Source organism: Streptomyces sp. NPDC033229, from assembly GCF_055576875.1.
Genome location: NZ_JBVIQR010000018.1, coordinates 39,434 through 62,999 on the forward strand (window position 1 = coordinate 39,434; position 23,566 = coordinate 62,999).

The following is a 23,566-nucleotide window of genomic DNA, read 5'->3' on the forward strand; positions in this document are numbered from 1 at the left end:
ACGCACACCGATGCACTGATCAGTGATGCCGAGGGCCTGTGGGCCGTGTGGAGAACACCCGATGGGGGAGACGCATGTCACGCGTGTGGGTGGTTTCGCGCGACCTTCGAGGACGCACCCGCAGGGGGTGCGGGAAAGCGGTGGCCGAATGCGGACCGCCGATTTCCGCTTGCTTCTTCCATTCGAACGAACGATCAGTAGCCTCTGCTCAAGACCCCTGCGATGAGCTGGAGAGACAGACTGATGGACCGTCCACTCTGGGCCCCTCATGGCATCGACCTGTCTGTGCCGAGCGTGTCCCGCATCTACGACTACTACCTGGGCGGCTCGCACAACTTCGAGGTCGACCGTGAGGCCGGGCGACGGGCCATCGAGGCTTTTCCGGGGCTGCCGAAGATCATGCAGGCCAACCGGGCCTTCATGCGACGCGCCGTGCGGTACGCGGTCGACCAGGGCGTGACGCAGTTCCTCGACATCGGCTCCGGCATACCGACGTTCGGCAACGTCCATGAGATAGCGCGGGCCGCGGCCCCCGAAGCACGGGTCGTGTACGTCGACCACGACCCGGTCGCCGTCGCGCACAGCCGGGCCGTGCTGGCGGGGGACCAGCGGACCGATATCGTCGCCGCCGACCTGCGGACACCGCATGACATCCTGGCCGCCGACGAGGTGGCCCGGCTCCTGGACCTGCGTCGGCCGGTCGCGTTGCTGCTCGTCGCCGTGCTCCACTTCATGGAGGACCGGGACGAGCCCTGGAAGGCGGTGGCCGAGCTCCGTGACGCGCTCGCGCCGGGCAGTCTGCTGGTCCTGACCCACGCGTCGACCGACGAGGGTCCGATGAAGCCGGAAGAGGGGGAAGAGGGGGAAGAGGTGCAGGGTGTCTACCGCAGGGTCGGCTCCCCGCTGCTGATGCGCTCGAAGGGGGGCGTGGCGCGGTTCTTCGAAGGGTTCGAGCTGCTCGAGCCGGGCCTCGTGCCCATCTCGGCCTGGCGGCCCGACGCGGACGACGACTCGGCCGACTGTGCCGGTTACGCGGGAGTGGGGCGCAAACCGTGACCATGACGCCGGGCGTCAGAACGCCGGTCGGGGGCGGCGCGGGGAGAAGCGGTACGCAGGTTCGTACCGGGGCGGGGAAGACGGCCCTGGACGAGACCATGGACATAGCCGTGGATAAGGCCGTGAACAGGACGATGGACAGGGCAACAGGCGGTACGACGGGCAGGTCCGGCGGGGGCGGGACGTGGGAGGGCGGCATCGGGGCACAACCTGACGGAAGCGGAAGCGGGAACGGGGGCGCGGGGTTCGTGCGTTCGCCAGGCGCCGCCGTGCCCGGCGACGACGCGGTGGTCGGCGACGCGACCCGGTCCGGGGACGTCGCCGCGAGGGACGACCGTCTGCGGCGGTTCGCGGCGATCTGGAGCCGGGCCGTCTACCCGGCCACGACGACGTCCATGACACGCGCCGAGTTCGAGGACTACCTCGTCCCGCTCGCGGGCCGGCTCAGTGAGACCCTGCACGCGCAGCCCTTCGACCCGCGGCCCGCCGCCGAGGTGGGTGTCGCCCTGATCCAGGCGCACTGCACCGACCCCGATGCCCTCCCGCTGATCCTCAATGTCATCGACGCCTATCTGGTGCTGTACTGCCCGCCCGACGACGCCATGCCCGCCGAGGAGAGCCGCGCCCGCTGCTCCCGCCTCCAGCACGCCGTGGCCGCCGGCTTCGCCCGCTCCCTGCGTGAGCGCACCCGCGTCGAGCAGGAGGCGATCTCCCGCGCCGCGCTCGCCGCGGCGGCCGAAACCGAGCGGGCCCTGCACACGAGCGAGGCCCGGTTCCGCGCGGTGTTCGAGGGCGCGGCCATCGGTGTCGGCATCGCCGACGTCAAGGGCCGCATCACGGACGTCAACGAAGCCCTCACCAGGATGTTCGGCAGCATGGAGCACCATGTGAAGGGCCGCAACGTCGGTGAGATGGTGCACCCCGACGACTCGCCTGAGGTCTGGGGCCTGTACCGGGAACTGGTCCGCGGCGACCGCGACCAGTTCCGCGTCGAGAAGCCGTACTACCGCACCGACGGCAGCGTTCTGTGGACCGACCTCACGGTCTCCCTGCTCCGTGACGCCGCGGGCGAGCCCCAGTACCAGCTCGCGCTCCTGGAGGACATCACCGAGCGCCGCGTGCTGCACGAACGGCTGCGCTACGAGGCCACGCACGACGCCCTCACCGGCCTGCCCAACCGCACCCTGTTCTTCGAGCGCCTCGACCGGGCCCTCGAACCCGGCGGCGAGGGCGCCCGCTTCGGCCTGTGCTACCTCGACCTCGACGGCTTCAAGGCCGTCAACGACAGCCTCGGCCACGCGGTCGGCGACCGACTGCTCCTCGCCGTCGCCGAACGGCTGCGCTCCTGCGCCACCGAGCCGGACGAACTCGTCGCCCGTCTCGGTGGCGACGAATTCGTGGCCCTGGTCACCGGCCCCGCCGCGCAGAGCGACGTGACGGCCCTCGCCCGCCGGATGCTGGCCGCCCTCGACGAGCCCGTGACCATCGACGGCCGCGACCTGTCCGTACGGGCGAGCATAGGCATCGTCGACGGGCCGGCCGGTGAGCTGGGCGCCGCGGAGGTGCTGCGCAGCGCCGACATCACCATGTACCGGGCCAAGGCCGCCGGTGGCAACCGCTACGAGCTCGCCGACGCCGACTCCGACGCCCGCGTCATCGCCCGGCACAGCCTCACCAACTGCCTGCCGGCGGCGCTCGACAACGGTGAGTTCTTCATCGAGTACCAGCCGCTGGTACGGCTCACCGACGGCACCGTACGCGGCGCGGAGGCGCTCGTCCGCTGGTTGCACCCCCTGCACGGGGTCCTCGGCCCGGACCAGTTCATCCCGCTCGCCGAGAGCACCGGCCTCATCGTGCCCCTCGGCCGCTGGGTGCTGGAGGAAGCCGCCCGACAGGCCCGCGCCTGGCGCAGCGAGGGCATGTGCCGGGGCCCGATGCGGGTCAACGTCAACCTCTCCCCGTCCCAGCTCCGCTACCCCTCGCTCGTCCCCGACACGGTCGCGGTCCTGAAGAACGCCGGTCTGGACCCCTCGGCCCTCTGCCTGGAGGTCACCGAGAACGCACTGATCGGCGCCGACGAGGAGGAGCTGCGCCCCTTGCGCCAACTCGCCGACATGGGCGTGGACATTGCCCTCGACGACTTCGGCACGGGCTACTCCAACCTCTCCTACCTGCGCCGACTCCCCGTCAGCACGCTCAAGCTGGACCGCTCGTTCACCCGCGGCATGCAGTGCTCACCCGCGGACCCGGTCGACGTGAAGATCGTGGAGGGCATCGTCTCGCTCGCCCACACCCTCGATCTGTCGGTCACGGTCGAGGGCGTGGAAACCGGGATACAGGCCGACCACCTCCGGTTACTCGGTTGCGACACCGCGCAGGGCTGGTACTACGCCCGCCCCGGCCCGCCGGAACGCCTCCACACGCTCTCGCACGTGGACGCGACCACGTGAGGGCCCCGCTTCTCCAGTAACCGGGTCTCCTCATCGGTCAGCAACCGCGACCGGATCAGAAACCGCACCCCTTCGGGGGCCTCGAGCGAGAACCCGCTGCCGCGCCCGGGCACCACATCCACCGTGAGGTGGGTGTGGCGCCACCGCTCGAACTGGTCGGCCGACATCCAGAATCCGACCGCCTCCGCGACCCCCTCGACGTCCAACTCCGCGAGCAGCACATCGGACGCACCCGTACGGAACTCTCCCCGCGGGTAACACATCGGCGAACTGCCGTCACAACACCCCCCGGACTGGTGGAACATCAGCGGCCCGTGCTCGGCGCTCAGCCGCCGCAGCAACCGTGCCGCGCCGGGCGTGAGCGCGATCCGGGAGACGCCGGTGTCCATGGACCCCGTCGGGCGTATCGAGCTCATCGTGCACCCCTCCTCCGACCGGCCCGACCCCCGCCGGGCACCCCGACAGCCTGCCCCGGACGCCGCGCTGATCGCCAGGGGCAGGAAGGTGAGGGCTACCCCTTGACTTGGGTTAAATAGGGAGGAAAATAGCGAATACACCAGAAAACCAGAGCGAGCCGCACCGTCGGCGAAGACGTTCACCGACGAGCGTGACCACTTGTTGGCTCTGGCCAGGCCCCCGGCAGGTCCTGCCGATCCCGGAGCGTTCAGCGACGGCTGGAACTCAGGGGATGGAGATGGACTGCCGGGGACTGCCTTGTGTGCGAAATGCGGGCGCGCGCGGCCTACGGCTTAGCGGGTCGGCTGTCAGCAGTCCTTGCCGCCCCGGGTGATCGCTGCGCGCAGCGATGCGGCCATCGAGCGGCCGGCCACGCGCAGTGGTTCCGGGTCTCGGGCGGTTCGGGAGAGCATGAACGCTCCCTCCAGGTTGATGATCAGTGCATAGGCAAGTGACCGTGCCTCGTCAGGATCGGGCACCCACCGGGCGAACCACTGCCCACCTGCGCTCACCCACTCGGCGAACACCTCCGCTGTCGCAACTCGTAGGACTTCGTCGGTGCCGGCCACCTCCAATGCGACCGTCGCGATCGGGCAGGCATCGGCATACCCCGTCGCAACAAGGTTCTCGGCGGCCGTCTCGAAGGCGTGCATGACGGACTCGACGGGGTCCGGGACGCTGTCCAGCAGCGCCAGCACCATGCGGCCGTACTCGGCGCCGGCCGTGCGGAGCGCCTCCTCGGCCAGTTGCTGCTTGCCGCCGGGGAAGAAGTGGTAGATCGAACCGAAGGGCGCGTCGGCTTCCGCCGCGATCCGTTTCAGACCGGTGCCCGGGTAGCCGGCGCGGCGAAAGAGCATGGTGGCGGCACTCTGGATCCTGGTTCGCGTGTCCGGCTCGTCCTGTCGCATGACAACTCCCTTTTCGTACCACGTCCTTGGCGCTGCCGCCCCGCCTCCGCTACCTTCCAGTAGAACAATCTATCAAGGGGGTTCGATGCCGGAAATAGAGTTGTCAGCCGGGCCGATCGACTACCAGGACACCGGGGGGAACGGGCCGGTGCTCGTGTTCGGCCACGGCGTACCGATGGACGGTGCGCAGTGGCGCAAGGTGGTGCCCCTGCTGGACGGGTACCGGTGCATCCTGCCGACGCTGCCCATGGGAGGTCACCGCCGGCCGATGGATCCCGGCGCCGATCTCTCCCACCGCGGTGTCGCACGACTACTGGGCGGGTTCATCGAGCGGTTGGGGCTGGACGATGTGACCCTCGTCCTCAACGACTGGGGTGGCGGCCAGTTCCTCGTCCTGGAGGAGCAAGGCCGTAGGGTCGCGCGGCTGGTGCTGGTGGCCTGCGAGGCGTTCGACAACTATCCCCCGGGACCGGCCAAGGCACTGGCCGCCGTGTGCCGGATCCCCGGCGGCCCCCGGCTCCTGACCCAGCTGATGCGCATCCCCGCCGTCCGGTCCCACCCCAAGGGATACGGCGGGATGAGCCGTCGCGGCATCCCGGACGAGATCATGAAGAACTGGTTCGCTCCGGCCACCCGGAGCAAGGGCATCCGCAGGGACTTCGCCAAGTTCGCCACCTCTGCCCCCGACCGCGGGACGCTGCTGGACTGGAGTCGGCAGCTGAGTGGTTTCGACCGTCCGGTCCTGGTCGTCTGGGCCACCGAGGACCCGTTGATGCCGCGAGAGCACGGCTCCCGGCTGGCCGAGCTGTACCCGAAGGGTCGGCTGGTCGAAATCACCGACTCATCCACCCTCGTCCCCGAGGACCAGCCCGAGGAACTCGCCGCCGCCCTCCGGGACTTCCTGCATCAGACCGGCGCGGCTCCTTCTGCCGGCGCATCGTCCGAGGGCAGGTAGTACCTACCGGGCACCGCCTCTGTGGTGCCGCCTGGAGACGGGTGACTGCCTTGCGGTCGCTGAGGCGGTCGGTGTTGCGTGAGTCGCATCTACGCTCGGGAGCGCTACTGGGGGCTGTGTGGGGTGGTGATCATCCTCGGGTACCGTGCCTGTGCTGGGGCGGCCCCTGTAGGAAACTGGCTGTGACACGCAAATAACTTGCCTACGGGCAGTGGGAGTTCCTCGATCCGCACCGTCGTGCTTTAACGGGCAGGTCCACAGGCTGCCCGACGCGCCGAAAGCTTACGAGGCCATGATCATTCGCCCCCATGGCAACTCCAGCCCAAAGCCGCTACGCCAACCTCGCGCAGTAGGTAGCTCTCAGATCGGGGGTCCTGAAAGAGCTCATGTCTTGATCGCTGCAGCGCTATGCTGCATTTCGACGCCACGTCGAGGTGCAGAGGGCGAATCGTAGATCGACATGGGTTACTGCAACGTGGGTCAGTCCGACTGCGTGGGGGGATCGAGAATGAGGCCATCCTGGTGGTGCGAAGCCCGGTTGCGGCGACGCCAACTTCCTGCCATGTGGGCTGGCCCGCGAGTGATTGACAACATCGCGGCCGCCGGAGCCCAGCCCTAAGCCTACGGGAAGGCTCCTGATCACTGACATGCAGGAAGCCGAACCGGGTTTCTACAGGTCACACCAGGTGCGCGGCCCATCCCCGCCACGTTGCTCGGAATTCTGGAGAACTGATGCTTCACTTCGCCGATGTCGACGCCACCCACTTCATCGCCTGGATGCTTGATGGGGTCGTCGCCGAGGCTCGTGGCGACCACATGACAGCCCTGCCTGTGGCCCCCAGCGGTCGGCTCTGGCTCGGTCGACTCGCACCCGAGGTCGTCGTGCAGAATAGCCCGCTTGGCGAGCGGAGTGAGCGACTTGAGCCCTGCGAGGTCGGCATGCGGCTTCGACCTGAAGTGCTCGACGGACGAACGGTCACCTGCTACGCCCGGCTCGTCGTCTGGAACGAATTCGACGGAGGCGACGCCCCCGACGCGACGCGTTGGCGCAAGAGCGCTCCCATCGAGATCACAGCTGACCTGCGGACGCCCACAGCCATCGGTGCTGCCGCCACGAGCTCCGGTAGGGCCGACTTCGAGGCCGCTTTTCACGCCATTGGCGCTGACGGCATGGCATGCGAGTTCCACGCAGAGGCGGAGGCTGGAAAAGACGGCCCTGAGCTCGTGGTCACTCTCGTTAACGTCTCACCCCAGGAGATACCTCACTGGGACACCAACGTCTACGAAGCGCGCCTCACGGTCCGTGTCGGCCAAACCCGGCCCTTCACTCTAGACAATCTTCCTGACTCGTTCCGCTACAGCAGGGAGGTTCCCGCCTACGGGGTCAACGGCGGTGTAGTTCAAGTCGCCTCAGATACGTTCCGCACCGAGGACGCCGCGACCTACGATCAACCGAGACCTTCCTACTGGGATCCGGGAGCCGGGTCGGTACCGGACCTGAGTTTCGCAACGCTCGCCACTGATCCTCTCCCCTCCCTGCGTTCCCTTGTCGCGGCATGTGAGAAATGGGGTGCCACGCACTGGGCGGAACACGTGCTCGACGATCGCGCCATCGAAGAGGAGTGGGACGCCAAGATGCGGCAGACCGCCGCCGACGAGGCAGCTCTATTCGAAGGGGAACTACAGCGTCTGCGCGCCGGACTGACCCTGCTTGAGAACAACGCCGACCTGCGGCGCAGTTTCATGCTCGCCAACCGCTCATTCGCCGATTCTCCGCTGATCACGCACACCGACTGGCGCGCCTTCCAGCTCGGCTTCGTACTCGCGAACGCTGTCTCCATCGTCGACGAATCTGCTAACGGTGATCGCTCGATCGTTGATACTCTCTGGTTCGCAACGGGCGGAGGCAAGACCGAGACTTACCTGCTCTATGTCGTGACTACGGCCTTTTATGATCGCATGCGCGGCAAGGTGGAAGGCATCACTTCATGGGGCCGTTTCCCTCTGCGGATGCTTTCCCTGCAGCAGACTCAGCGCTTTGCCGACGTTATGGCTGCCGCCGAACTGGTTCGCCGCGACGAGGGCATTACTGGTCGGGAGTTCTCACTCGGCTTCTTGGTCGGCGCTGGCGGCACTCCGAACCGCATCCAACGCGGCAATAGCGCCCGCCCCGGAGAGCCTGATCTGAATGACCCAGGCATGCCAGAGCGCTACCGGATTCTGTTGCGCTGCCCGTTCTGCGGCTCAGAGCACCTGCGCATGAGCTTCGATCAAAAATATTGGACGCTCAACCACACGTGCATCGCACCCGAGTGTCCGTGGGGTGGACGACCGCTGCCATTTCGCATCGTGGATGACGAGATCTTCCGCTCGCTCCCGACCGTGGTGTTGGGCACCCTCGACAAGGCCGCGAGTATCGCGATGCAGGCAGCGATGCGAGGCTTCTACGGCCCCCCATCTGGCCGCTGCCCGGAGATTGGGCACGGCTTCACATATGCGCCGCGAAGCAGTTTGCCCGGCCCAGGCGGGTGCCTTTTCCCCGGCTGCCAATCCGCGACCGGGCCACTGGCCCAACCTGAAGCGCTCTACGCCCCGACCGTGCGCATGCAGGATGAGTTGCACCTGCTTCGAGACAGTCTCGGTGCAGTCGACTCGCACTACGAGGCCGTTCTCGACGCACTGCAGCAGCACTACGGATCGGTTCCGAAGGTCATCGCCTCGTCGGCAACCCTCGCCGGCCACGACGAACAGGTGCGCGCACTGTATCGCCGCAGAGGGCGCACATTTCCCCGCCCTGGGCCCCGGGCAGGCTGGTCGTTCTGGTCGCGTGCGACCAGCGACCTCGCTCGCCGCTTCGCGGGTCTCGCCCCGCGCGGCGTCACGCTTGAGTACGCGACAGACCAACTGACCGAGTCACTGCAGCGCCTGACCCGAAGCGCGCTCGAGAATCCCGAGGCCATCGCCAAGCTGACGGGCATCGACGTCTCGGCGATCCCGCACCTGGTCGATGCCTATGGCGTCGACGTCGTCTATGGCTCCAACCTCAAGGACGTTGAAGCCGTCGCCCGGTCCTTCGACACACAGCTCCAGCTTGACCGCACGATCAATGCGGCAACCCTCACCGGACGCACTCCGCTAGACGAGGTCCGCACTAGCTTGGACCGGCTCGTCACCCCCGAGCCTGACTTCTATGATCGACTCCACCTCGTGGCAGCTTCGTCGATGCTCTCTCACGGCGTTGATGTGAACCGCCTCAACGTCCTGGTCATGCTCGGGCTGCCTCTGGCGACCGCAGAGTTCATCCAGACGACGTCGCGTGTCGGCCGCACTCATCCCGGGCTCGTGATCGTTCTGCACAAAATCGGGCGTGAGCGGGACGCCGCCGTGTACCGAACTTTTCCATCCTTTGTGGCACATGCCAACCGGCTGATCGACCCCGTTCCGATCACTGCAAAGAGTCGCCGTGTCCTGGAACTTACCTTCGCTGGCCTAGTCCAAGCTCGAGTCTACGGCATCCACGAACCCGCCGCGATCGCGTCGAAAATGCGCCAGCTAACCAAACCCATGACGGTGCGGCGAGCCTTCAGTCAGCTGCCGGTGCTTGAGCAGGACGAGTTGCAGGCGCTTATCGAGATGCTCGACATTGAAGGGCCACTCGACGAGAACCTCCGTTGCGACCTGGAGCGCTATCTGCGCGAATTCTACCGGGCACTCAATGACCCGGCGAGCAACGCCGAGTGGGTCAGCGACCTCTTCCCCACGGGCGGGCCGATGCGCTCTCTGCGGGACGTCGAGGAACAGGCACCCGTCTTCTCGCGGGGAGGTCGGTCGTGAGAGTCGAGCGCGGTGCGTCGCAAATCCTTTTCGGCCTTCTCCCCGGGCAGACCGCCGACCTGGAGGGCCGTATCTGGAAGGTCGCACAATGGATAGATCCAATGCCCATGACCCTCGACCAAGATGCAGTACGAAGGGCACTACTTGGCGCAATCACACCGTGGTCGGTGACCAAGAACGACGACGGGCTGGAACGCGACCTTCGCGCTCGTGTCAGTGTCGAAGTAGTTGAGCTAAACAAGCACCGCGGTGTGCTCGTTGAGCCGTTCCCGAACCAGTGGCGCTGCAAGGCTTGCGGCAGCATCGCAAAATCCCGTGATGAGCGATGCCGTTGCGGCGGAACTACTCGGGCGCAGATGCAGTTCGTTACATACCACACGTGTGGCGCATCGGGCGAGCCGTACCTACCACGATGCAGGGCGCACAACGCGGTTGCTGTCCGCCTTCCTGGCACAGCGACGGCACGCGAGCTCCGCATCTTCTGTCCGCAGTGCCATCAGCAGCTGACGCCAGGCGGTATCCCCTTCCAACTCTGCAACTGCGGGGACGGCGGCATGTCCTTCACCGTCCATCGAGCGGCTGTCGTCTTCTCGCCCCACTTCGCCGTACTCGTCAACCCCCCGGATCCCGCCGAGGCGGCCCGCCTACGTGCTGGCGGCGGAGGAGCTCGTGCGCTTGACTGGGTCCTTAACGGAATGACATCGAACGACCCGGCAACAGGGAGACAGACCGTCGCCGGGCTCATCGAGACACTTCGCCTCGCGAATCTGTCCGAGGAGACCGCGCAACGAATGGCTCAGGAGGCCCTCAGGCGTGGCGAGGTTGACGCCGGGCATAGTGGGACCGAGATCGTTTTGTCCGACACCACTCGTGACAAGGTGCATGAGGAAGCGTTGAGCCTCGCCTCCGCAGTCAATGGCGGTCGGGTCAGGATCAAAGACATGGTTGCGGGTGCGACCCCACCATTGCGGACGCTGTACGAGGGTGCGTACGGGAACTCGATGCGCCAGGCGCAGCTTGAGGAGGTTGAGCTGCTCGCCAACTTCCCCGTGGCCACACTGGCATTCGGGTACTCCCGAGGAGATCTCTCGCCCGGAGCCACTCGCCTGGTTCCGTTCCGCGAACGCGGACGCATCCGCGCCTACGGATCGCTGTCCCGTACTGAAGCCCTGCTCTTCCGACTGGATCCTCTCCAGGTGTATCAGCACCTCGCGAGTCGGGGACACGCACTGCCTGACGTGAAGGAGGCCCGCGCGGCGCGTATTGCCCTGCTTCAGGCTATGGAGCTGCCGTACCCAACGCAGGAGAGGGCCCAACCGCTCGGCGGCGACCTGCTCCGGCTCGTGCATTCATACGCGCACCGGACGATCCGAAGACTTGCTTCCTTCGCCGGCATCGAACGCGACGGCCTTGCCGAGTATCTTGTCCCGCACCACCTCAGTTTCGTCGTTTACGCCGCATCGCGGGGGGACTTCGTGCTCGGTGGACTCCAATCCGTCTTCGAGTCCTCTCTGCACCGCTTCCTTGAGGACCTAGTTGAGGGCGAGTCGCGCTGCGCACTGGACCCCGGTTGTCGTAGCGGCGGTGGTGCCTGCATGGGCTGCCTCCACCTTGGTGAGCCGTCCTGCCGCTGGTTCAACCGGTTCCTCGATCGCTCGGAACTCTTCGGCGCTCATGGCTTCTTCAACGCTGGGGCGTGACGCAGTGGATCACGCCGAACTAGTGGGTGGTGTGCTCGTCGATTGCGCTGACCCCAGGGCGTCTGCCAGCGACCTCACTCGGATCCTGATGGCGCCGCAGTTGAACCGCGCCGCGGCCATTCAAGCCGGATTGGAGCCAGAACTCGTTGAGGTACTGCGTAGCCGGTTCGCCAATGAACACGAGCGGATCCCCGCGCTGTGCCAGGAAGCTGCGGCTTGGGCGCTGGGGCGGAGATCGATAGCCAGCGTTGAACCGTGGGATCTCGTGGCATCCCTGCCGAGAGTAGAAATACCGGAAGGTTTGCGCCGTACAACAGGGGAAACCCTTATCCAACTCGTCGTCCAGGCGAGACGGACCCTCCGCCTCGCGGCCCCCTTTATCGATCAGCCCGGTATTTCATTCATGGCTGAGGCGCTCGCAGCTGCCACGACACGAGGCGTGCGAATCGAGATCCTTCTCCCAACCCGTTCAACCCATGCAGACCACGCCCTCGGCGACCTGACTGCGACTATCGCAGCCGAGGGACGCTCGGCGAACTTCTCGGTATCGAAACTACGAGAGGATGCGCCTTGGGTACACCTAAAGGTCCTCACCTCTGACTCCGAAGCGGCCTATATTGGCAGCGCCAATATCACAGGAGCTGGCATTGGTGGTCGCAACCTTGAGCTCGGCGTTCTCGTCCGAGGCGAGCCCGTCCTTGTAGTTGAGCGTGTCCTCGACACCTATCGCAGATCATGACTGGCCAGCGGTTCTCTCAGTTCGCGCAGACCTGGGCAACCGCGAGCAAATCACCAACTGTAGTGATCTTATGACCGTCAGTTTCCATACGTACGATACTGTCATGGGCGGACGAGGGGACTCGCGAGTGGCGCAGGCCGGCTACGGCGTCGGCGATGTAGTGGTCCCCGAATCGGATCAGCGGAGGCGTACTGGGCCGCGCGGCGATGACGCATGAGCCGCAGTTCGGCGACGGCGCTGTCGGGTCCCTCGGGTTTCTGAGCGATGGAACGACGCAGATGCACCATCGAGTACGCGAGGGTGACGTGCCGTTCACCGTCCACGATGTCGGCTTCCAGGAGCGCGCCCCGTGCCTCCGTCAGCTCCGGGGCGCGGGCCGCCAAGCGGTCTTGGGAGTCGGGAACGACGGACAGCAGGCCCTTCATCGCCGCCCGGAACAGCTTGTATCCGCGATGCTGGCGCCCGCTCAACGGCATGTCCACCGACGGAGGCGCCATGGTGTGGCGTTTCGCCGCCATGTAGTAGTCGGCCGGGATCGTACTGGCGTGAGCCATCGCCGCTCCGGGAATCCACGCACATACACCGTCGCGTCCGCCAGCCGCAGCAGCGCGGCATCACCGTCGCCGAGCCGCAGATGGCGGGTGGCGTCGGCCACGGCGACCGCGGCGCAGACGTTGAACAGGACATGGACCTGGTGACCGATGAGCCACCGAGCACTCCACACGCTCTCCAGTGACGATCCCGCATCAGCCTCGGGGACGGGCACCGGCGGGACGGAGTCAGGGTCGGTGCCCGGCGCCGCACCGGTGAGATCGAGCACCGACTGCCGCATCCCGGTCATCTCCAGCGCCAGGTCGGAACCCGACAGCGGAGCACCACACAGATCTTCCAGACCGCGGTGGATGACCAGGGCGCCGTGCAGGGCAGCCTGCTGGTCCGACAGTTCCTCCTCACGGACCCGGAAGAACGACTGACTGGTCGACTCCGCCAGCAGCCCCTCACCGACCACGGCCGGAGCCAGATCCGACAGCGCGGCCGCCAATTCACCGGCAACCGTGGCGGCCTGCCGCAGTGCGAGGGTGCGCTCGACAGGTCTGGCATGCGTCGACACCGCGGCCAGCACACGCGCGGTCCGCTTCGCCTCGGCATCGGCCCGCGGGCCGAACTGCGGGATGGGTCGCCTGCCTCAGGGCTCTCGGAAGGCCGCGACAGCAGGATGACCGGCAACCGGTGATAAGCCCATGGTTGAAGTATTTCGCCAAGGACACTCCACACGAAACCCTGATCTGCAAGCCCATTCTGCGCGGTGCACCGGAGTTGGCCGGGCAGTGCCGGTGGCGGCGAGCCCGGTATGGCGAGTTGTGCGAGCGGCCCGGTATTTCGCGGCGGCCGGAGAGGTCGAAGGGCCGCGCCCGCACTGGGTGAGGTGACGGGCGGTCGTCGCGCCGGGTGGCGGGAGCGTACGGGTTCGACCATGCCGCATGCGCCGGCCCGGGCACGATGGCCGCAGGCAGAACTCGATGGCCGCGGTCTGGACCGCTGCTGTTGTGGTCGGTGGGGCCTTCAAACCCCGATGCACCTGTCCGCGCGAGCAGAGCGTTCTCTCTTACCGGACTCCCGGTCGGATGGCCGGCGCCGTCGGTGTCGGCGTATCCATGCGCAACGCGCACAGTGACCGTGACGGGATGCCGCCTCATGACGCCTTCATGAAACGGGGACTCTGCCCGAGGGGGCACATTGCGGATGTGACCTGCGCTTCTCGAGCTCTGAATCAGGCAGTCAGGGGTACACCCCGGAGGTCGCATACTCAGTGAGTGCTGCGATGCCGGGGTGCGGTGGCGGCCGGGCTCTGTGCGGCGAGGTAATGGAAAGGTTGATGGGGGTTATGAAGGACGCGAACGAACTGGCCGTTCCGGAAACGGTGGACAGTCCTGCCCAGCACAGCCAGCCGACCGGTGGCGTGGCGCGGTGGTTGCTGCGTCACCAGGTCCAGCCGGTCGGGCCGGCGGCGGGCAAAGAGCCGGAGAAGCCGCACGCCTGGTGGAAGGTGATGTGCCTGACCGGCGTGGACTACTTTTCCAGCCTCGCCTACGTCCCGGCGATCGCCGCCCTCGCGGCGGGCGCGGTGTCGCCACTGGCGACGCTGTTGATCGTGGCGCTGACCCTGCTGGGGATGCTGCCGATGTACCGGCGGGTGACCAAGGAAAGCCCGCACGGGGCGGGCTCGGTGGCGATGCTGGAGGACCTGCTGCCGTTCTGGTGGGGCAAGCTGTTCGTGCTGGTCCTTCTGGGGTTTGTCGCCACGTCATGGATCATCACGATCACCCTGTCCACGGCGGACGCCTCCGTGCACGTGGTGGAGAACCCCTTCTTCCCACAGGCCCTGCACGGTCACGAGGTCGGCCTCACGGTGGCCCTGCTGGTGGTACTCGGAGGGGTGTTCCTTCTCGGGTTCAGCGAAGCGGTCAGCGTCGCCATCCCGCTGGTCGCGATCTTCCTGGTCCTCAACACAGTGGTCATCGCCGTGGGTGCGGTGCATGTGTTCACCACACCGGGCGCATGGTCACAGTGGACCCATGCTCTCATCGACGGCGGGGGTGGCCCGGGCGATCTGATCGGGCCGGCACTTCTGGCGTTCCCGCTGCTCGTCCTCGGGCTGTCGGGCTTCGAGACCGGGGTGAGCATGATGCCCCTCGTGGCCGCTGAGGGCGAGAGCACGGAGCAGCGGTTGGCCTCACGCATCCGCAACACCCGCAAGCTGCTCACCACCGCCGCACTCACCATGAGTCTCTACCTCCTCGCCGCCAGCCTCGTCACCACCATCCTCATCCCGCACAAGGAATTCGAATCCGGTGGCGGGGCCAACGGCCGTGCTCTGGCCTGGCTCGCACACGAACACGTCGGGGAGGCGTTCGGCACCGTCTACGACGTGAGCACCGCCCTGATCCTGTGGTTCGCGGGCGCGTCCGCGATGGCAGGACTGATCAACATCGTGCCCCGCTACCTGCCCGATTACGGCATGGCCCCCGAATGGGGACGCGCGGTACGCCCCGTCGTCCTGGTCTATACGGCCCTGTGCATCGTCATCACCATCGCGTTCGACGCCGACGTCGACGCGCAGGCCGGCGCCTACGCCACCGGCATCCTGGCCATGATGGTCTCCGGCGCCTTCGCCGTCACCGTCTCCGCCCTGCGCCGCCACCAGCGCGCCACCACCGCAGGATTCGCCGTACTGACCGCGGTGCTCCTCTACGCCCTCATCGCCAACATCGTCGACAAACCCGAGGGCATCGCCATCTCGGGCATCTTCATCACCGGCATCATCGCCGTGTCACTGATCTCCCGGGTCTCACGCACCACCGAACTTCGCGCGGACCGCATCACGTTCGACCAGGCCGCCCGCCGCTTCATCACCGACACCCTCGCCCACGACGGCTCCATCAACATCATCGCCAACCGCCGCCAGGCCGGCGACGCAGCCGAATACGCCGACAAAGAGCGCGAACAGCGGGGCACCAACCCGGTGCCCCGCCCCGCCGATGTCCTGTTCCTGGAAATCGACGTCATCGACCCCTCGGACTTCAGCGAAACCCTCTCCGTCCACGGCGTCGAAGTCGACGGCTACCGCATCCTGCGCGCCCAGGCACCGGCAGCGCCGAACGCCATCGCCACCATCCTGCTCGCCCTGCGCGACATCACCGGAGTACGGCCGCACTGCTACTTCGCCTGGGCCGAAGGCAGCCCCCTGCGCCACATGTTCCGGTACTTCCTCCTGGGCCGCGGCGACACCGCACCAGTCACCCGCGAGATCATCCGCAGCCACGAAAGCGACCCCGCCAAACGCCCCGGCATCCACGTCGGCGGCTGACATCCCCGGCGTCTCGCCTGCGCCAGCTCGGCGGCAGCAGTCGAAGTGCCATGGAAGCCGCCACCTGAGAACTCGGCGGTGGCGGCGCGGTCGCACGATCCTGCCCCGGCCGTCGGCGCCTGTCGGCCGTCGAACTGACCGTGCGCGGGTTCCCGGGGCCGCCGGTGCGGTGATCTCCGAGGATGGCCCCGCGAGACCCGGGTGACACGCGGTGCGCACGGGTAGGGCGTGGTGGACCGGTGTGTACGAGGAAAGGGCGACGACGTATGAACAGATCTGCCTCCAAGGGCTCCGTGCAGGCAGGCCTCGCGCTGAGCGCGGCTCTGGTGTGGGCCGTGTGCAGCGCCACCGTGAGCGCGGCGCTGCCCGAAGACGCGAGCGGAGTCACGAGAACGGCTGCCGCCGCGCGTGAACGGGCGTGCCCCATCGTGTACTTCGACCTGGGCGAGACCCTCGTGCACACCGCCGACGACGGCAGCACCGGCTATCAACCCGGCGCGGCCTCTTATCTGCGTGCCCTGCGCCTACGCCGCATTCCCGTCGGCCTGATCACCAACGTGCCGCCCTCCTGGGGCACGACCGACGCCGAGCGCGCCGCCAGGCTGCGGCAGGAGGTCGACGCCACCTGGCGGGGGCCCGCGCCCTTCGCCTGGAAGGACTTCGGCGACCGCGTCCTCACCCCGCGTACCGAGGCGGAACGCAAACCGGCTCCCGCTCTCTGGCAGCGGGCGAAGGCCGGCTCGGGCCGCTGCCGAGTGGTCTATCAGGCGGAGACGGCCGAGGAGGTCAGAGCGGCTTCCTCGCTCGGTTTCGTGCCGTACCAGGTCGGTCGGCCGCACCGGCCCGCGTTTCTCCCGGTCCGGCTGGTCGAACTCCTTGGCCGGCGCTCTCCCGCTTGACCACCCCGCTGCGCAAAAGCAGTTGGAAAACCCCGAGCAGCACCGCCGTGGCGAGCGCGCTGTGCCACAGCAAGGCGTCCAGGCGCCCGGCGGCGAGATAGGCGCCCGCGGCGATCGCGGCCAGTGCGCACACCGCGCGATCCACGATGCTCTCGACCGAGAGCAGCGTGGCGCGCGGGGCGTGCGCGGGCACCGCGTCGTTCACCAGCTTGCGTTGGACGGGGTACGCGAAGCCGGTCGCGGCGGCGAACAGGCAGAGCAGCGCGACGACGGCCCACGGCCCGCCGAATGTCATGGCCGCCAGGCTGCCCGCCAGCGCGAGGCTGAGGACCGAGACCCAGGCGACCGGTGGCAGGCGGCGGCTCAGCCACTGTGGACGGGCCGATGCCACGGCCTCCGCCACCGTCATCGCCGCCATCACACTGCCGTGCGAGGCCTCCGCGATGCCGTGGTCCAGCAGGATCGGCTGGAAGAGGTTGACCTGGCAGATCCGGGAGAGCGTGAAGATCGCCACGCCCTGCACCATCACCAGGGTCAGCCATCGCGAGGAGGCGACACAGCGCAGCGCGGCGCCCGCGTCCCGCAGGAACGCACCGCCCCCGTGCCCTCCGTCCGTCTTCCCCGTACCGCCGCCCGCCCCCGCAAGGCGGGGCAGTGCGACGGCGCAGGCGAGGGAGCCCGCCGCGCTGGCGGCGCTGAGCACGTACGGGGCCGGATGTGCCACGGCCATCAGGGGCCCGACCAGCGGCCAGCACACGACCTTCGCAACGAGCCCCAGCGCCCGAGCGGTGCCCTCCGCCCTCAGGTAGTGCTCGTCGCACTTCTCGGCGCGCAGACCGTCGTACAGGTAGGCGCTGGCCGCTCCCGAGGTGAGTGAACGGCCCGCGGCGATGGCCAGGAAGTGGACGAGGAAGCCGGTGTAGGAGGCGCTGACCACCGGAGCCAGGTTCGCCGCGGTCATGACCACCGCGCCGGCGAGCAGGCAGTTGCGGGTGCCGATCCGGTCGGCGATCAGGCCCGTCGGGATCTCGAACAGGCAGAAGGCCACGTAGTAGATGCTCTGGATGCCGAAGATCTGCGCGTCCGAGAGCCCGGCCGCCTTCTGGTAGGCGTAGAACACCGGCATCCACCACAGCAGATTGAACAGCAGTTGGAAGCCGTAGTTGAGCCGGATGATCCGGCGGGCGGTGACGGTCGGGCCGGTGCCCGCCCCCTGCCGGCTGGAGCGCGCCCTCACAGCGCGTACGGGCGGACCTGGACCAGCCGGAAGTCGCCCCGTTCGGTCATCAGCCACTCGATGTCCAACGGCCGGTCCACGTCGGACCCGCTGAAGTGGGACTGCAGGAGTCGCCCGGTCAGGCACAGGTCGGCGAGCCGGGAGCGGGTGGCGGCGGAGAGCCCGTCGCCCGAGGAACCCAGGGCGACGGTACGGCCTCCGCCCTCCACGGTGTTGTACAGGTACTGCTGCGGCAGGACCGAGCCCTCGACCACCTGCTCCGGGGAGCCGGGGGAACAGTTGAGGTAGACGTTGCGGAAGTCCTCGCGGCGGGTCGGGTCGCAGGTCACCAGAACGCCGCCGAGCGAGGCGGGGACGTACTCCTGGACGATGACGCCCATGTAGGTGTCGTCCAGGGAAATGCCGACCTGGTGGCGAAGGCGCACGCTGCGTGGCGAGAGCAGCGAGGCCCACACCTGGCGTACGGCGTCCAGGAGTTCGTCGGCTCCGTGGGCGGTGGTGACGGAGTCGTAGACGCCCGCCGCGGAGAACCCCGGAAGGTCCTCTGCGTTGGACGAGGAGCGCACCACCAGGCGGCCGCGCGGGTCGGCGGGGGCGGGAAAGGCCTGGCTGATCTGCCGGGTGACCGACTCGGGGACGGGTGTGTGCCGGATCAGGTGCTGGAGCTGCAGGCAGAGTGAGTCCAGGACGTCGGTGGCGTCGAGTTCGAGAGCCATCTTGAGCTTGCCGATGCCCTGTTGGAGGGCGGGGGAGGAGGCCAGGAAGTGCTGCTGGAGCGCGAAGGGCAGCGCGACGCCTTCGGGGGCGCCGACCGTCGTGGCCACGAAGGCGGCAGCAGCGGCGCGTAATTCGGCAAGGGAGGGCGCGTTCAGGCCGAGGCGGGCCGCGAGATGCCCGTAGAGGTCCTCGCGCGGCGGGCGGGGCCGCCCGTAGAAGGCGGTCAGGTCGGCTGTGCGGCTGTCGAGTACGTGGTGCAGCTCGCCGAGGTTGGCCGCCTTGGTGCCGTAGCGGTCGCGGTCGGCGCTGCGCAGCCGGTGCAGGGCCAGCACGGGAACGTCTTCGAGCAGCGGCGGTTCGAGGCGTATGCGCTGCTGGTGCCAGGCCGGAGCCCGCAGGTCGGGTTCGTGGTCGAGCCGCTCGAGGGATATCTCGTCCTCGCGGACCCGATAGCGGACCCACGCGCCGTCCAGGCCGTCCTTGTCGACGAGCTGTTCCAGGTCGCGCACGATCGCGTTGGGTATGCCCCAGCCGGAGGCGAGGACGTTGGTGTGCGAGAGCGGGGTGATCGGCGCGGTGTTGAGGAATCCGGCGACCCGGGGGACGTCGTCCGGCAGGCACGGCATGGCCACGATGTCCGCCCAGCCGAGCCCGGCCTCCGCCGCCGCGTACTCCTCGCGCGTACGGAAGAAGCGCAGCCGCCCGGTGGCCTCGCCGGGATTGAGCGGGGCGCGGGTCCGGGAACCGAAGAGCTCGTGGCTGAGGATGCGCGGCACGCACAGTTCGCTGATCGCCGCCAGCTCCTCCTCCTGCCCGTGGTTGGCGGGCTTGAGGAACAGCGGCAGCCTGCCGTCGACCCGTGCTCGTACGAACTCGTAGAAGAACGCAAGAAGTTCGCCGTGCATGGTGTCGGCCTCGGTCGTCTCCAGGACGAGGAACGTGCGTTCGCGGCCGTCCGTGTCCTGCTCGGTGTGCAGGGACAGCACACCGAGCAGGAAGCGACGCCCGGGGTCCATGTAGACGGAGGCGTTGAAGGCGTCGAGGTCCGCGTCGAGCGCGGCCAGGTCCATGCCCAGAACGCGGGTGGCGATGTAGTTGACGTGGAAGGGGTGCGCGGCGGTGTCGAGCAGGTGCCAGGTGTTCTCGGCACGGTCGACGACGACCTTGAGGTACGGGTGTCCCGCCAGGACCCCGGAGAGGGTGCGGAAGAGCGGCAGGGAGAGGTTCTCGCCGACGACCGTGCGGTCCGTGACCGGTTCGGCGGCGTCGGTGAGCAGCTGGGCGGTCATGCCGAAACCTCCTCGGGCTGAGCGGCGGGCAGCACCCGGGGCAGGGCGTCCACCAGGGTCTCGAAGTCGCGGAGTACGGTCCGCGCGTCGGCGGCGGAGAGCAGGCACAGGGCCGCCATGGTGTTGGCGCCGGCGGCCGGGTCGTACACGGGCACGACACTGCCGTCGGCGAGCGAACTCTCCCCGACCACCGACAGGCGGCTGCCCCGGCTGAGGGGGATGTCCGCCGAGACGGCGCGGAAGTCCCAGACCTTGCGGTCCGGCCAGGCCCGGCCGCGGCCGTCGACCGCGAGGACGACGAGGGAGCCCGCCGCCCCGCGCGCCTGTGCCGGGGTGAGGACCTGCTCGGGCCACCCGACCGGGCGTCCGAGGAGGTGGTCGACGAGCATGCCCACGAGGTCGAGCCCGAAGACCTCCTCGATCTGCGGCACGGTCATCGCGCCGCCGAACCGGGCGGCCGTCTCGATCAGCCACATGCTGCCGTCGGCGCCGAGCTTGATCTCGGTGTGGGTCCCGCAGTCGCGCAGGCCGAGGGCGTCGACCGCGCGGCGGGCCAGGTCCACGATCCGGTCCTGGGCGTCCCGGGCCAGCAGGGCGGGGGTGATGCTCGCGCGTTCGGTGAACGGCTCGACCGTGGGCATCCGCCCGCTGAGGCACACCGGGTGGAAGGTGCCGTTCGCCACGACGCCCTCGACACTGACGTAGTCGCCCCAGCCGGGCTCGTCGAACCAGTCCGACGCGGTGCCGGTGACGATCTGCTCGACCACGTAGTCCGCGTCGGCCTCGGCCACATGCAGCTCCGCGTAGCCCAGCCGGGCCGATTCGGCCATCACGTCACAGGAGCGCGCCCAGGCGGCCGACACCTCGTGCGGGGAGCGGATGATCTGGTGCGCGGTGGAGCCGGCGCTCCAGGCCGCCTTGAGGAGCAGCGGGCCGGGCAGGGAGCGAGCCGCCGTGTGCAGGTCGGCCTCGGTGCCCACGGGGCGGAACTCGGGCTGCGGCAGCCCGTGTCGCTGCCAGGTGCGGCGCATCAGCCGCTTGTCGCGGGCGAGCGCGGAGGCACTGCCCGCCCCCGCGAGACCGAGTGCCTCGCACGCCTCGGCGACGGCCACGACCGCGTACTCGGAGAAGGTGAGCACCGCGTCCGCGCCCACGGCCTCGGCTCGCGCGACGATCAGGGACACCAGGTCGGAGCGGTGTGCGTCGGCAGGCGTCACGACCGAGGCGCACAGTCTGCGGGCGGAGCCTGCCACGGCGGGAGGAAGAGCGCTGAGCGCCAGCAGGTGCACTTCCGCCTTCGCGGCCGTCCGGGACAGGAGGTGACCGAGCGGCGGACCACCCTTGGCATGCACTAACAGCACCTTGCTCACTGAAGTTCGTCTCCAATCATTCGGGTTTTCGACGGATCGCCGTATGCGGGGGAACGTGCGGTGAGTCCGGTGGCTCTCCGGCCCGCGCGGCGGGGCGTGTTCACCCGCTCACTCCAGGGGACCAGGCCACAACCGCCCGTGACGCCTCCGTGGGCCCCCGGGACTCAGGCATTTGCCTGAGTCCCGGGGAACCTCCGCCTCCGCAGCGGCTTCCGGTGCGACGGCACCCGGCCGGGATCCAGGCATGTGCGGAGCGGGGGCGGGATATCCAACGCCTTATGACTGAGCGTCAGCCAGTCGTATACGGACGGAGAGCGCTGTGGACGATTCCAGTCTCAAGGCACTGCTCGAGCACCTTCCCGTGTTCTGGTGGGAAGCCGACGAGACGTGGCAGGTGCTGGAACAGGGAGGCGGCGCCTTCACCGACACCGGCACGGCGCGGCGCTTTCTGGACCGGCTGCGCCGGGAACTCCCCGACCCGGGGCACTCGCCGCGGGAGGGCCGCCGACGGATCCGGTTCGACGGCCGCGCCTTCGACGTCAGCCGACTCCCGAGCGAAGGCCGGGCCCACGGCCGTGCGCGCGGCCTCGCGGTGGAGGCCGACACCCGCACCGAGGCCCCGCGCGGACACGCGGCCTTCGCGGACCTGGTGGACCTCGCCCCGGCCGCCGCCTTCATCCGCGACAAGGACGGACGCTACCTGTGGGCCAACCACGCCTACGGGCACCTCTACGGCACGGTCCCGGAACAGATCGTCGGCAAGTACATAGAGGACCTCGACGAGCCCGCCGAGGCCGACCGGTTCCGCACCCTCGACCAGGAGGTCCTCAGCCGGGGTACGCCGGTACGACACACTCTCGGCTACCGGCGCCAGGACGGCAGCGCGGGCCGGGCGGTGGGCCACCGCTTCCCCGTACGGGAGAACGCGCAGACCTGCGTCGCCGGAATCTACGTGGACGTCACGGACCACCTGCGCGCAACGGTCCAGTGGCAGGAGGCCGAGGAGAACCTGGAGGCCCTGCGCGACCACAGCGGCCTGCCCTGCGCGCTGCTCTCGGCGAACGGGCGCGTGGTCGAGGCGAGCGCGGCGGCGGCCGAACTGTTCCGGCTCAGCCCGCACGATCTGGTCGGCCGCCGCGCGCACACCCTGCTCGCCCCGGAACCCGATCTCGACCGGCTGCACCGGCGCTGGAACGGCCTGATAGCGCGCCGCACCAGAAGGGTCGAGACATCCGCGGTGCTCGTGGACGCCCAGGGGCTGCAGCGCCGCGCGCGGCTCCACCTGACGACGACCGGCCACCCCGCCGCCCGGGCCCGGCACGTCTGGGCCGTCGTCACCCACCAGAGCCTCGCCCACGAGGCGCATGCGCCGCTCACCGCCGCGCAGGTCCGCATCCTCTCCCTCCTGGCGGAGGGCAGCAGCAACGGCGACATCGCCACTTCGCTGCAGTTGTCCCGGCAGACGGTCGACTACCACCTCAGCCGCCTGCGGCATCTCCTGGGGGCGGCGACCCGCCCGGCCCTCGTCGCCCGCGCCTACGTCCTCGGCATCCTGGCCCCGTGCGCCTGGCCTCCGCGCTCCGCGACGGCGGCCCATCCACTCAGCGCTGTCTGAGGGGCAGGGCAGCGGCGAGCTTTCCGCGGTGCGAGGTCGCGGGAGGGAGCCGATCGGCGTGTGCGCGATGATCACGCCGTGGAGCTATCCCGCCCTCCGGCCCGCCGGAAAGGTGGCCTCCGCCCTCGCCGCCGGGTGCACCACCGTCCTCGAACCAGCCCAGCTGACCCCGTATTCGGCCGTGCTGCTGGCGGAGCTCCTGGAGGCGGCCGGGGTCCCCGCGGGGGTGTTCAACCTCGTCCTGGCCCGCGGCTCGGTCATTGGGGACACGCTGAACGCGCACCCGCAGATCGACATGATCTCCTTCACCGGCTCCGGACCGGTCGCTGTCGGCGTGGTGGCCGCAGCGGCCACCACGGCCAAAAGAGTCGTCACGGAACTCGGCGGCAAATCGCCGCAGATCGTGCTGCCCGACGCAGACCTGGACACCGCCGTGCACCCACGGCAGTCGCGGGACTGAAAGTCGGCGACCC

At 68.6% G+C, this 23,566-nt stretch carries 15 protein-coding genes and 1 pseudogene; 10 read left to right on the forward strand and 6 right to left on the reverse strand.

The window, feature by feature from the left end; all coding sequences use genetic code 11:
- The first annotated feature begins 243 nt into the window (after window positions 1–243).
- Together ACZ53N_RS17875 and ACZ53N_RS17880 are read left to right on the forward strand one after the other, a co-directional pair.
- Entirely contained in the window at window positions 244–1,056 is an 813-nt protein-coding gene (locus ACZ53N_RS17875) for an SAM-dependent methyltransferase (RefSeq protein WP_469141773.1), read from the forward strand.
- A 287-nt stretch (window positions 1,057–1,343) separates the two neighbouring features.
- A complete protein-coding gene (locus ACZ53N_RS17880; protein ID WP_469141862.1) occupies window positions 1,344–3,506 on the forward strand; it encodes a putative bifunctional diguanylate cyclase/phosphodiesterase in 2,163 nt (720 codons plus the stop codon).
- A 26-nt stretch (window positions 3,507–3,532) separates the two neighbouring features.
- Here the strand turns inward: ACZ53N_RS17880 and ACZ53N_RS17885 are convergent.
- A pseudogene (locus tag ACZ53N_RS17885) lies at window positions 3,533–3,895 on the reverse strand (DUF779 domain-containing protein); the annotation flags it as partial.
- A 375-nt stretch (window positions 3,896–4,270) separates the two neighbouring features.
- A complete protein-coding gene (locus ACZ53N_RS17890; RefSeq protein ID WP_469141774.1) occupies window positions 4,271–4,870 on the reverse strand; it encodes a TetR/AcrR family transcriptional regulator in 600 nt (199 codons plus the stop codon).
- A gap of 85 nt (window positions 4,871–4,955) precedes the next feature.
- Here ACZ53N_RS17890 and ACZ53N_RS17895 point away from each other — a divergent pair, with 85 nt between their 5' ends.
- The 4 genes from ACZ53N_RS17895 to ACZ53N_RS17910 all read left to right on the forward strand — a co-directional run bounded on the left by ACZ53N_RS17895 (window position 4,956) and on the right by ACZ53N_RS17910 (window position 12,098).
- Window positions 4,956–5,825: an alpha/beta fold hydrolase gene (locus tag ACZ53N_RS17895; protein ID WP_469141775.1), complete on the forward strand. Its 870-nt coding sequence runs from the start codon at window positions 4,956–4,958 to the stop codon at window positions 5,823–5,825.
- A gap of 732 nt (window positions 5,826–6,557) precedes the next feature.
- The gene (locus ACZ53N_RS17900; RefSeq protein WP_469141776.1) at window positions 6,558–9,659 is read left to right on the forward strand and encodes a helicase-related protein; all 3,102 of its coding nucleotides are present in this window, start codon (window positions 6,558–6,560) and stop codon (window positions 9,657–9,659) included.
- Window positions 9,660–10,213: 554 nt separating this feature from the next.
- Window positions 10,214–11,359, forward strand: coding sequence for a hypothetical protein (locus ACZ53N_RS17905; protein ID WP_469141777.1), 1,146 nt, complete (start codon window positions 10,214–10,216; stop codon window positions 11,357–11,359).
- Window positions 11,360–11,363: 4 nt separating this feature from the next.
- Window positions 11,364–12,098: a phospholipase D-like domain-containing protein gene (locus ACZ53N_RS17910; protein ID WP_469141778.1), complete on the forward strand. Its 735-nt coding sequence runs from the start codon at window positions 11,364–11,366 to the stop codon at window positions 12,096–12,098.
- Window positions 12,099–12,564: 466 nt separating this feature from the next.
- Here ACZ53N_RS17910 and ACZ53N_RS17915 read toward each other — a convergent pair whose 3' ends face one another.
- On the reverse strand, window positions 12,565–13,209 hold the full coding sequence (locus ACZ53N_RS17915) for a hypothetical protein (RefSeq protein WP_469141779.1): 645 nt from the start codon (window positions 13,207–13,209) through the stop codon (window positions 12,565–12,567).
- 774 nt (window positions 13,210–13,983) lie between these two features.
- Between ACZ53N_RS17915 and ACZ53N_RS17920 the strand changes: the two genes are divergently transcribed.
- Both ACZ53N_RS17920 and ACZ53N_RS17925 read left to right on the forward strand, forming a co-directional pair.
- A complete protein-coding gene (locus ACZ53N_RS17920; RefSeq protein WP_469141780.1) occupies window positions 13,984–15,966 on the forward strand; it encodes an APC family permease in 1,983 nt (660 codons plus the stop codon).
- Window positions 15,967–16,232: 266 nt separating this feature from the next.
- Window positions 16,233–16,865: an HAD family hydrolase gene (locus ACZ53N_RS17925; RefSeq protein ID WP_469141781.1), complete on the forward strand. Its 633-nt coding sequence runs from the start codon at window positions 16,233–16,235 to the stop codon at window positions 16,863–16,865.
- Here ACZ53N_RS17925 and ACZ53N_RS17930 read toward each other — a convergent pair.
- From ACZ53N_RS17930 to ACZ53N_RS17940, 3 genes are read right to left on the reverse strand one after another with little or no spacing between them, the layout of a single operon-like run.
- Window positions 16,753–18,102, reverse strand: a complete 1,350-nt coding sequence (locus ACZ53N_RS17930) for an MFS transporter (protein WP_469141782.1) — start codon at window positions 18,100–18,102, stop codon at window positions 16,753–16,755. The genes ACZ53N_RS17925 and ACZ53N_RS17930 overlap by 113 nt on opposite strands.
- Window positions 18,099–20,108: a PEP/pyruvate-binding domain-containing protein gene (locus tag ACZ53N_RS17935; RefSeq protein ID WP_469141783.1), complete on the reverse strand. Its 2,010-nt coding sequence runs from the start codon at window positions 20,106–20,108 to the stop codon at window positions 18,099–18,101. Before ACZ53N_RS17935 ends, ACZ53N_RS17930 begins: the two co-directional genes overlap by 4 nt.
- Entirely contained in the window at window positions 20,105–21,469 is a 1,365-nt protein-coding gene (locus tag ACZ53N_RS17940; RefSeq protein WP_469141784.1) for an ATP-grasp domain-containing protein, read from the reverse strand. Before ACZ53N_RS17940 ends, ACZ53N_RS17935 begins: the two co-directional genes overlap by 4 nt.
- Window positions 21,470–21,797: 328 nt before the next feature.
- On the opposite strand from ACZ53N_RS17940, the gene ACZ53N_RS17945 reads away from it, so the two are divergent.
- Window positions 21,798–23,093, forward strand: a complete 1,296-nt coding sequence (locus tag ACZ53N_RS17945) for a PAS domain-containing protein (RefSeq protein WP_469141785.1) — start codon at window positions 21,798–21,800, stop codon at window positions 23,091–23,093.
- A 28-nt stretch (window positions 23,094–23,121) separates the two neighbouring features.
- Window positions 23,122–23,553, forward strand: coding sequence for an aldehyde dehydrogenase family protein (locus ACZ53N_RS17950; RefSeq protein WP_469141786.1), 432 nt, complete (start codon window positions 23,122–23,124; stop codon window positions 23,551–23,553).
- Window positions 23,554–23,566: the final 13 nt, after the last annotated feature.

Excerpts from the sequence above, each read along its gene's own strand:
- ACZ53N_RS17875 (WP_469141773.1), top strand. The coding sequence starts at position 244 with ATGGACCGTCCACTCTGGGCCCCTCATGGCATCGACCTGTCTGTGCCG.
- ACZ53N_RS17890 (WP_469141774.1), bottom strand. The coding sequence starts at position 4,870 with ATGCGACAGGACGAGCCGGACACGCGAACCAGGATCCAGAGTGCCGCC.
- ACZ53N_RS17895 (WP_469141775.1), top strand. The coding sequence starts at position 4,956 with ATGCCGGAAATAGAGTTGTCAGCCGGGCCGATCGACTACCAGGACACC.
- ACZ53N_RS17900 (WP_469141776.1), top strand. The coding sequence starts at position 6,558 with ATGCTTCACTTCGCCGATGTCGACGCCACCCACTTCATCGCCTGGATG.
- ACZ53N_RS17905 (WP_469141777.1), top strand. The coding sequence starts at position 10,214 with ATGTCCTTCACCGTCCATCGAGCGGCTGTCGTCTTCTCGCCCCACTTC.
- ACZ53N_RS17920 (WP_469141780.1), top strand. The coding sequence starts at position 13,984 with ATGAAGGACGCGAACGAACTGGCCGTTCCGGAAACGGTGGACAGTCCT.
- ACZ53N_RS17925 (WP_469141781.1), top strand. The coding sequence starts at position 16,233 with ATGAACAGATCTGCCTCCAAGGGCTCCGTGCAGGCAGGCCTCGCGCTG.
- ACZ53N_RS17935 (WP_469141783.1), bottom strand. The coding sequence starts at position 20,108 with ATGACCGCCCAGCTGCTCACCGACGCCGCCGAACCGGTCACGGACCGC.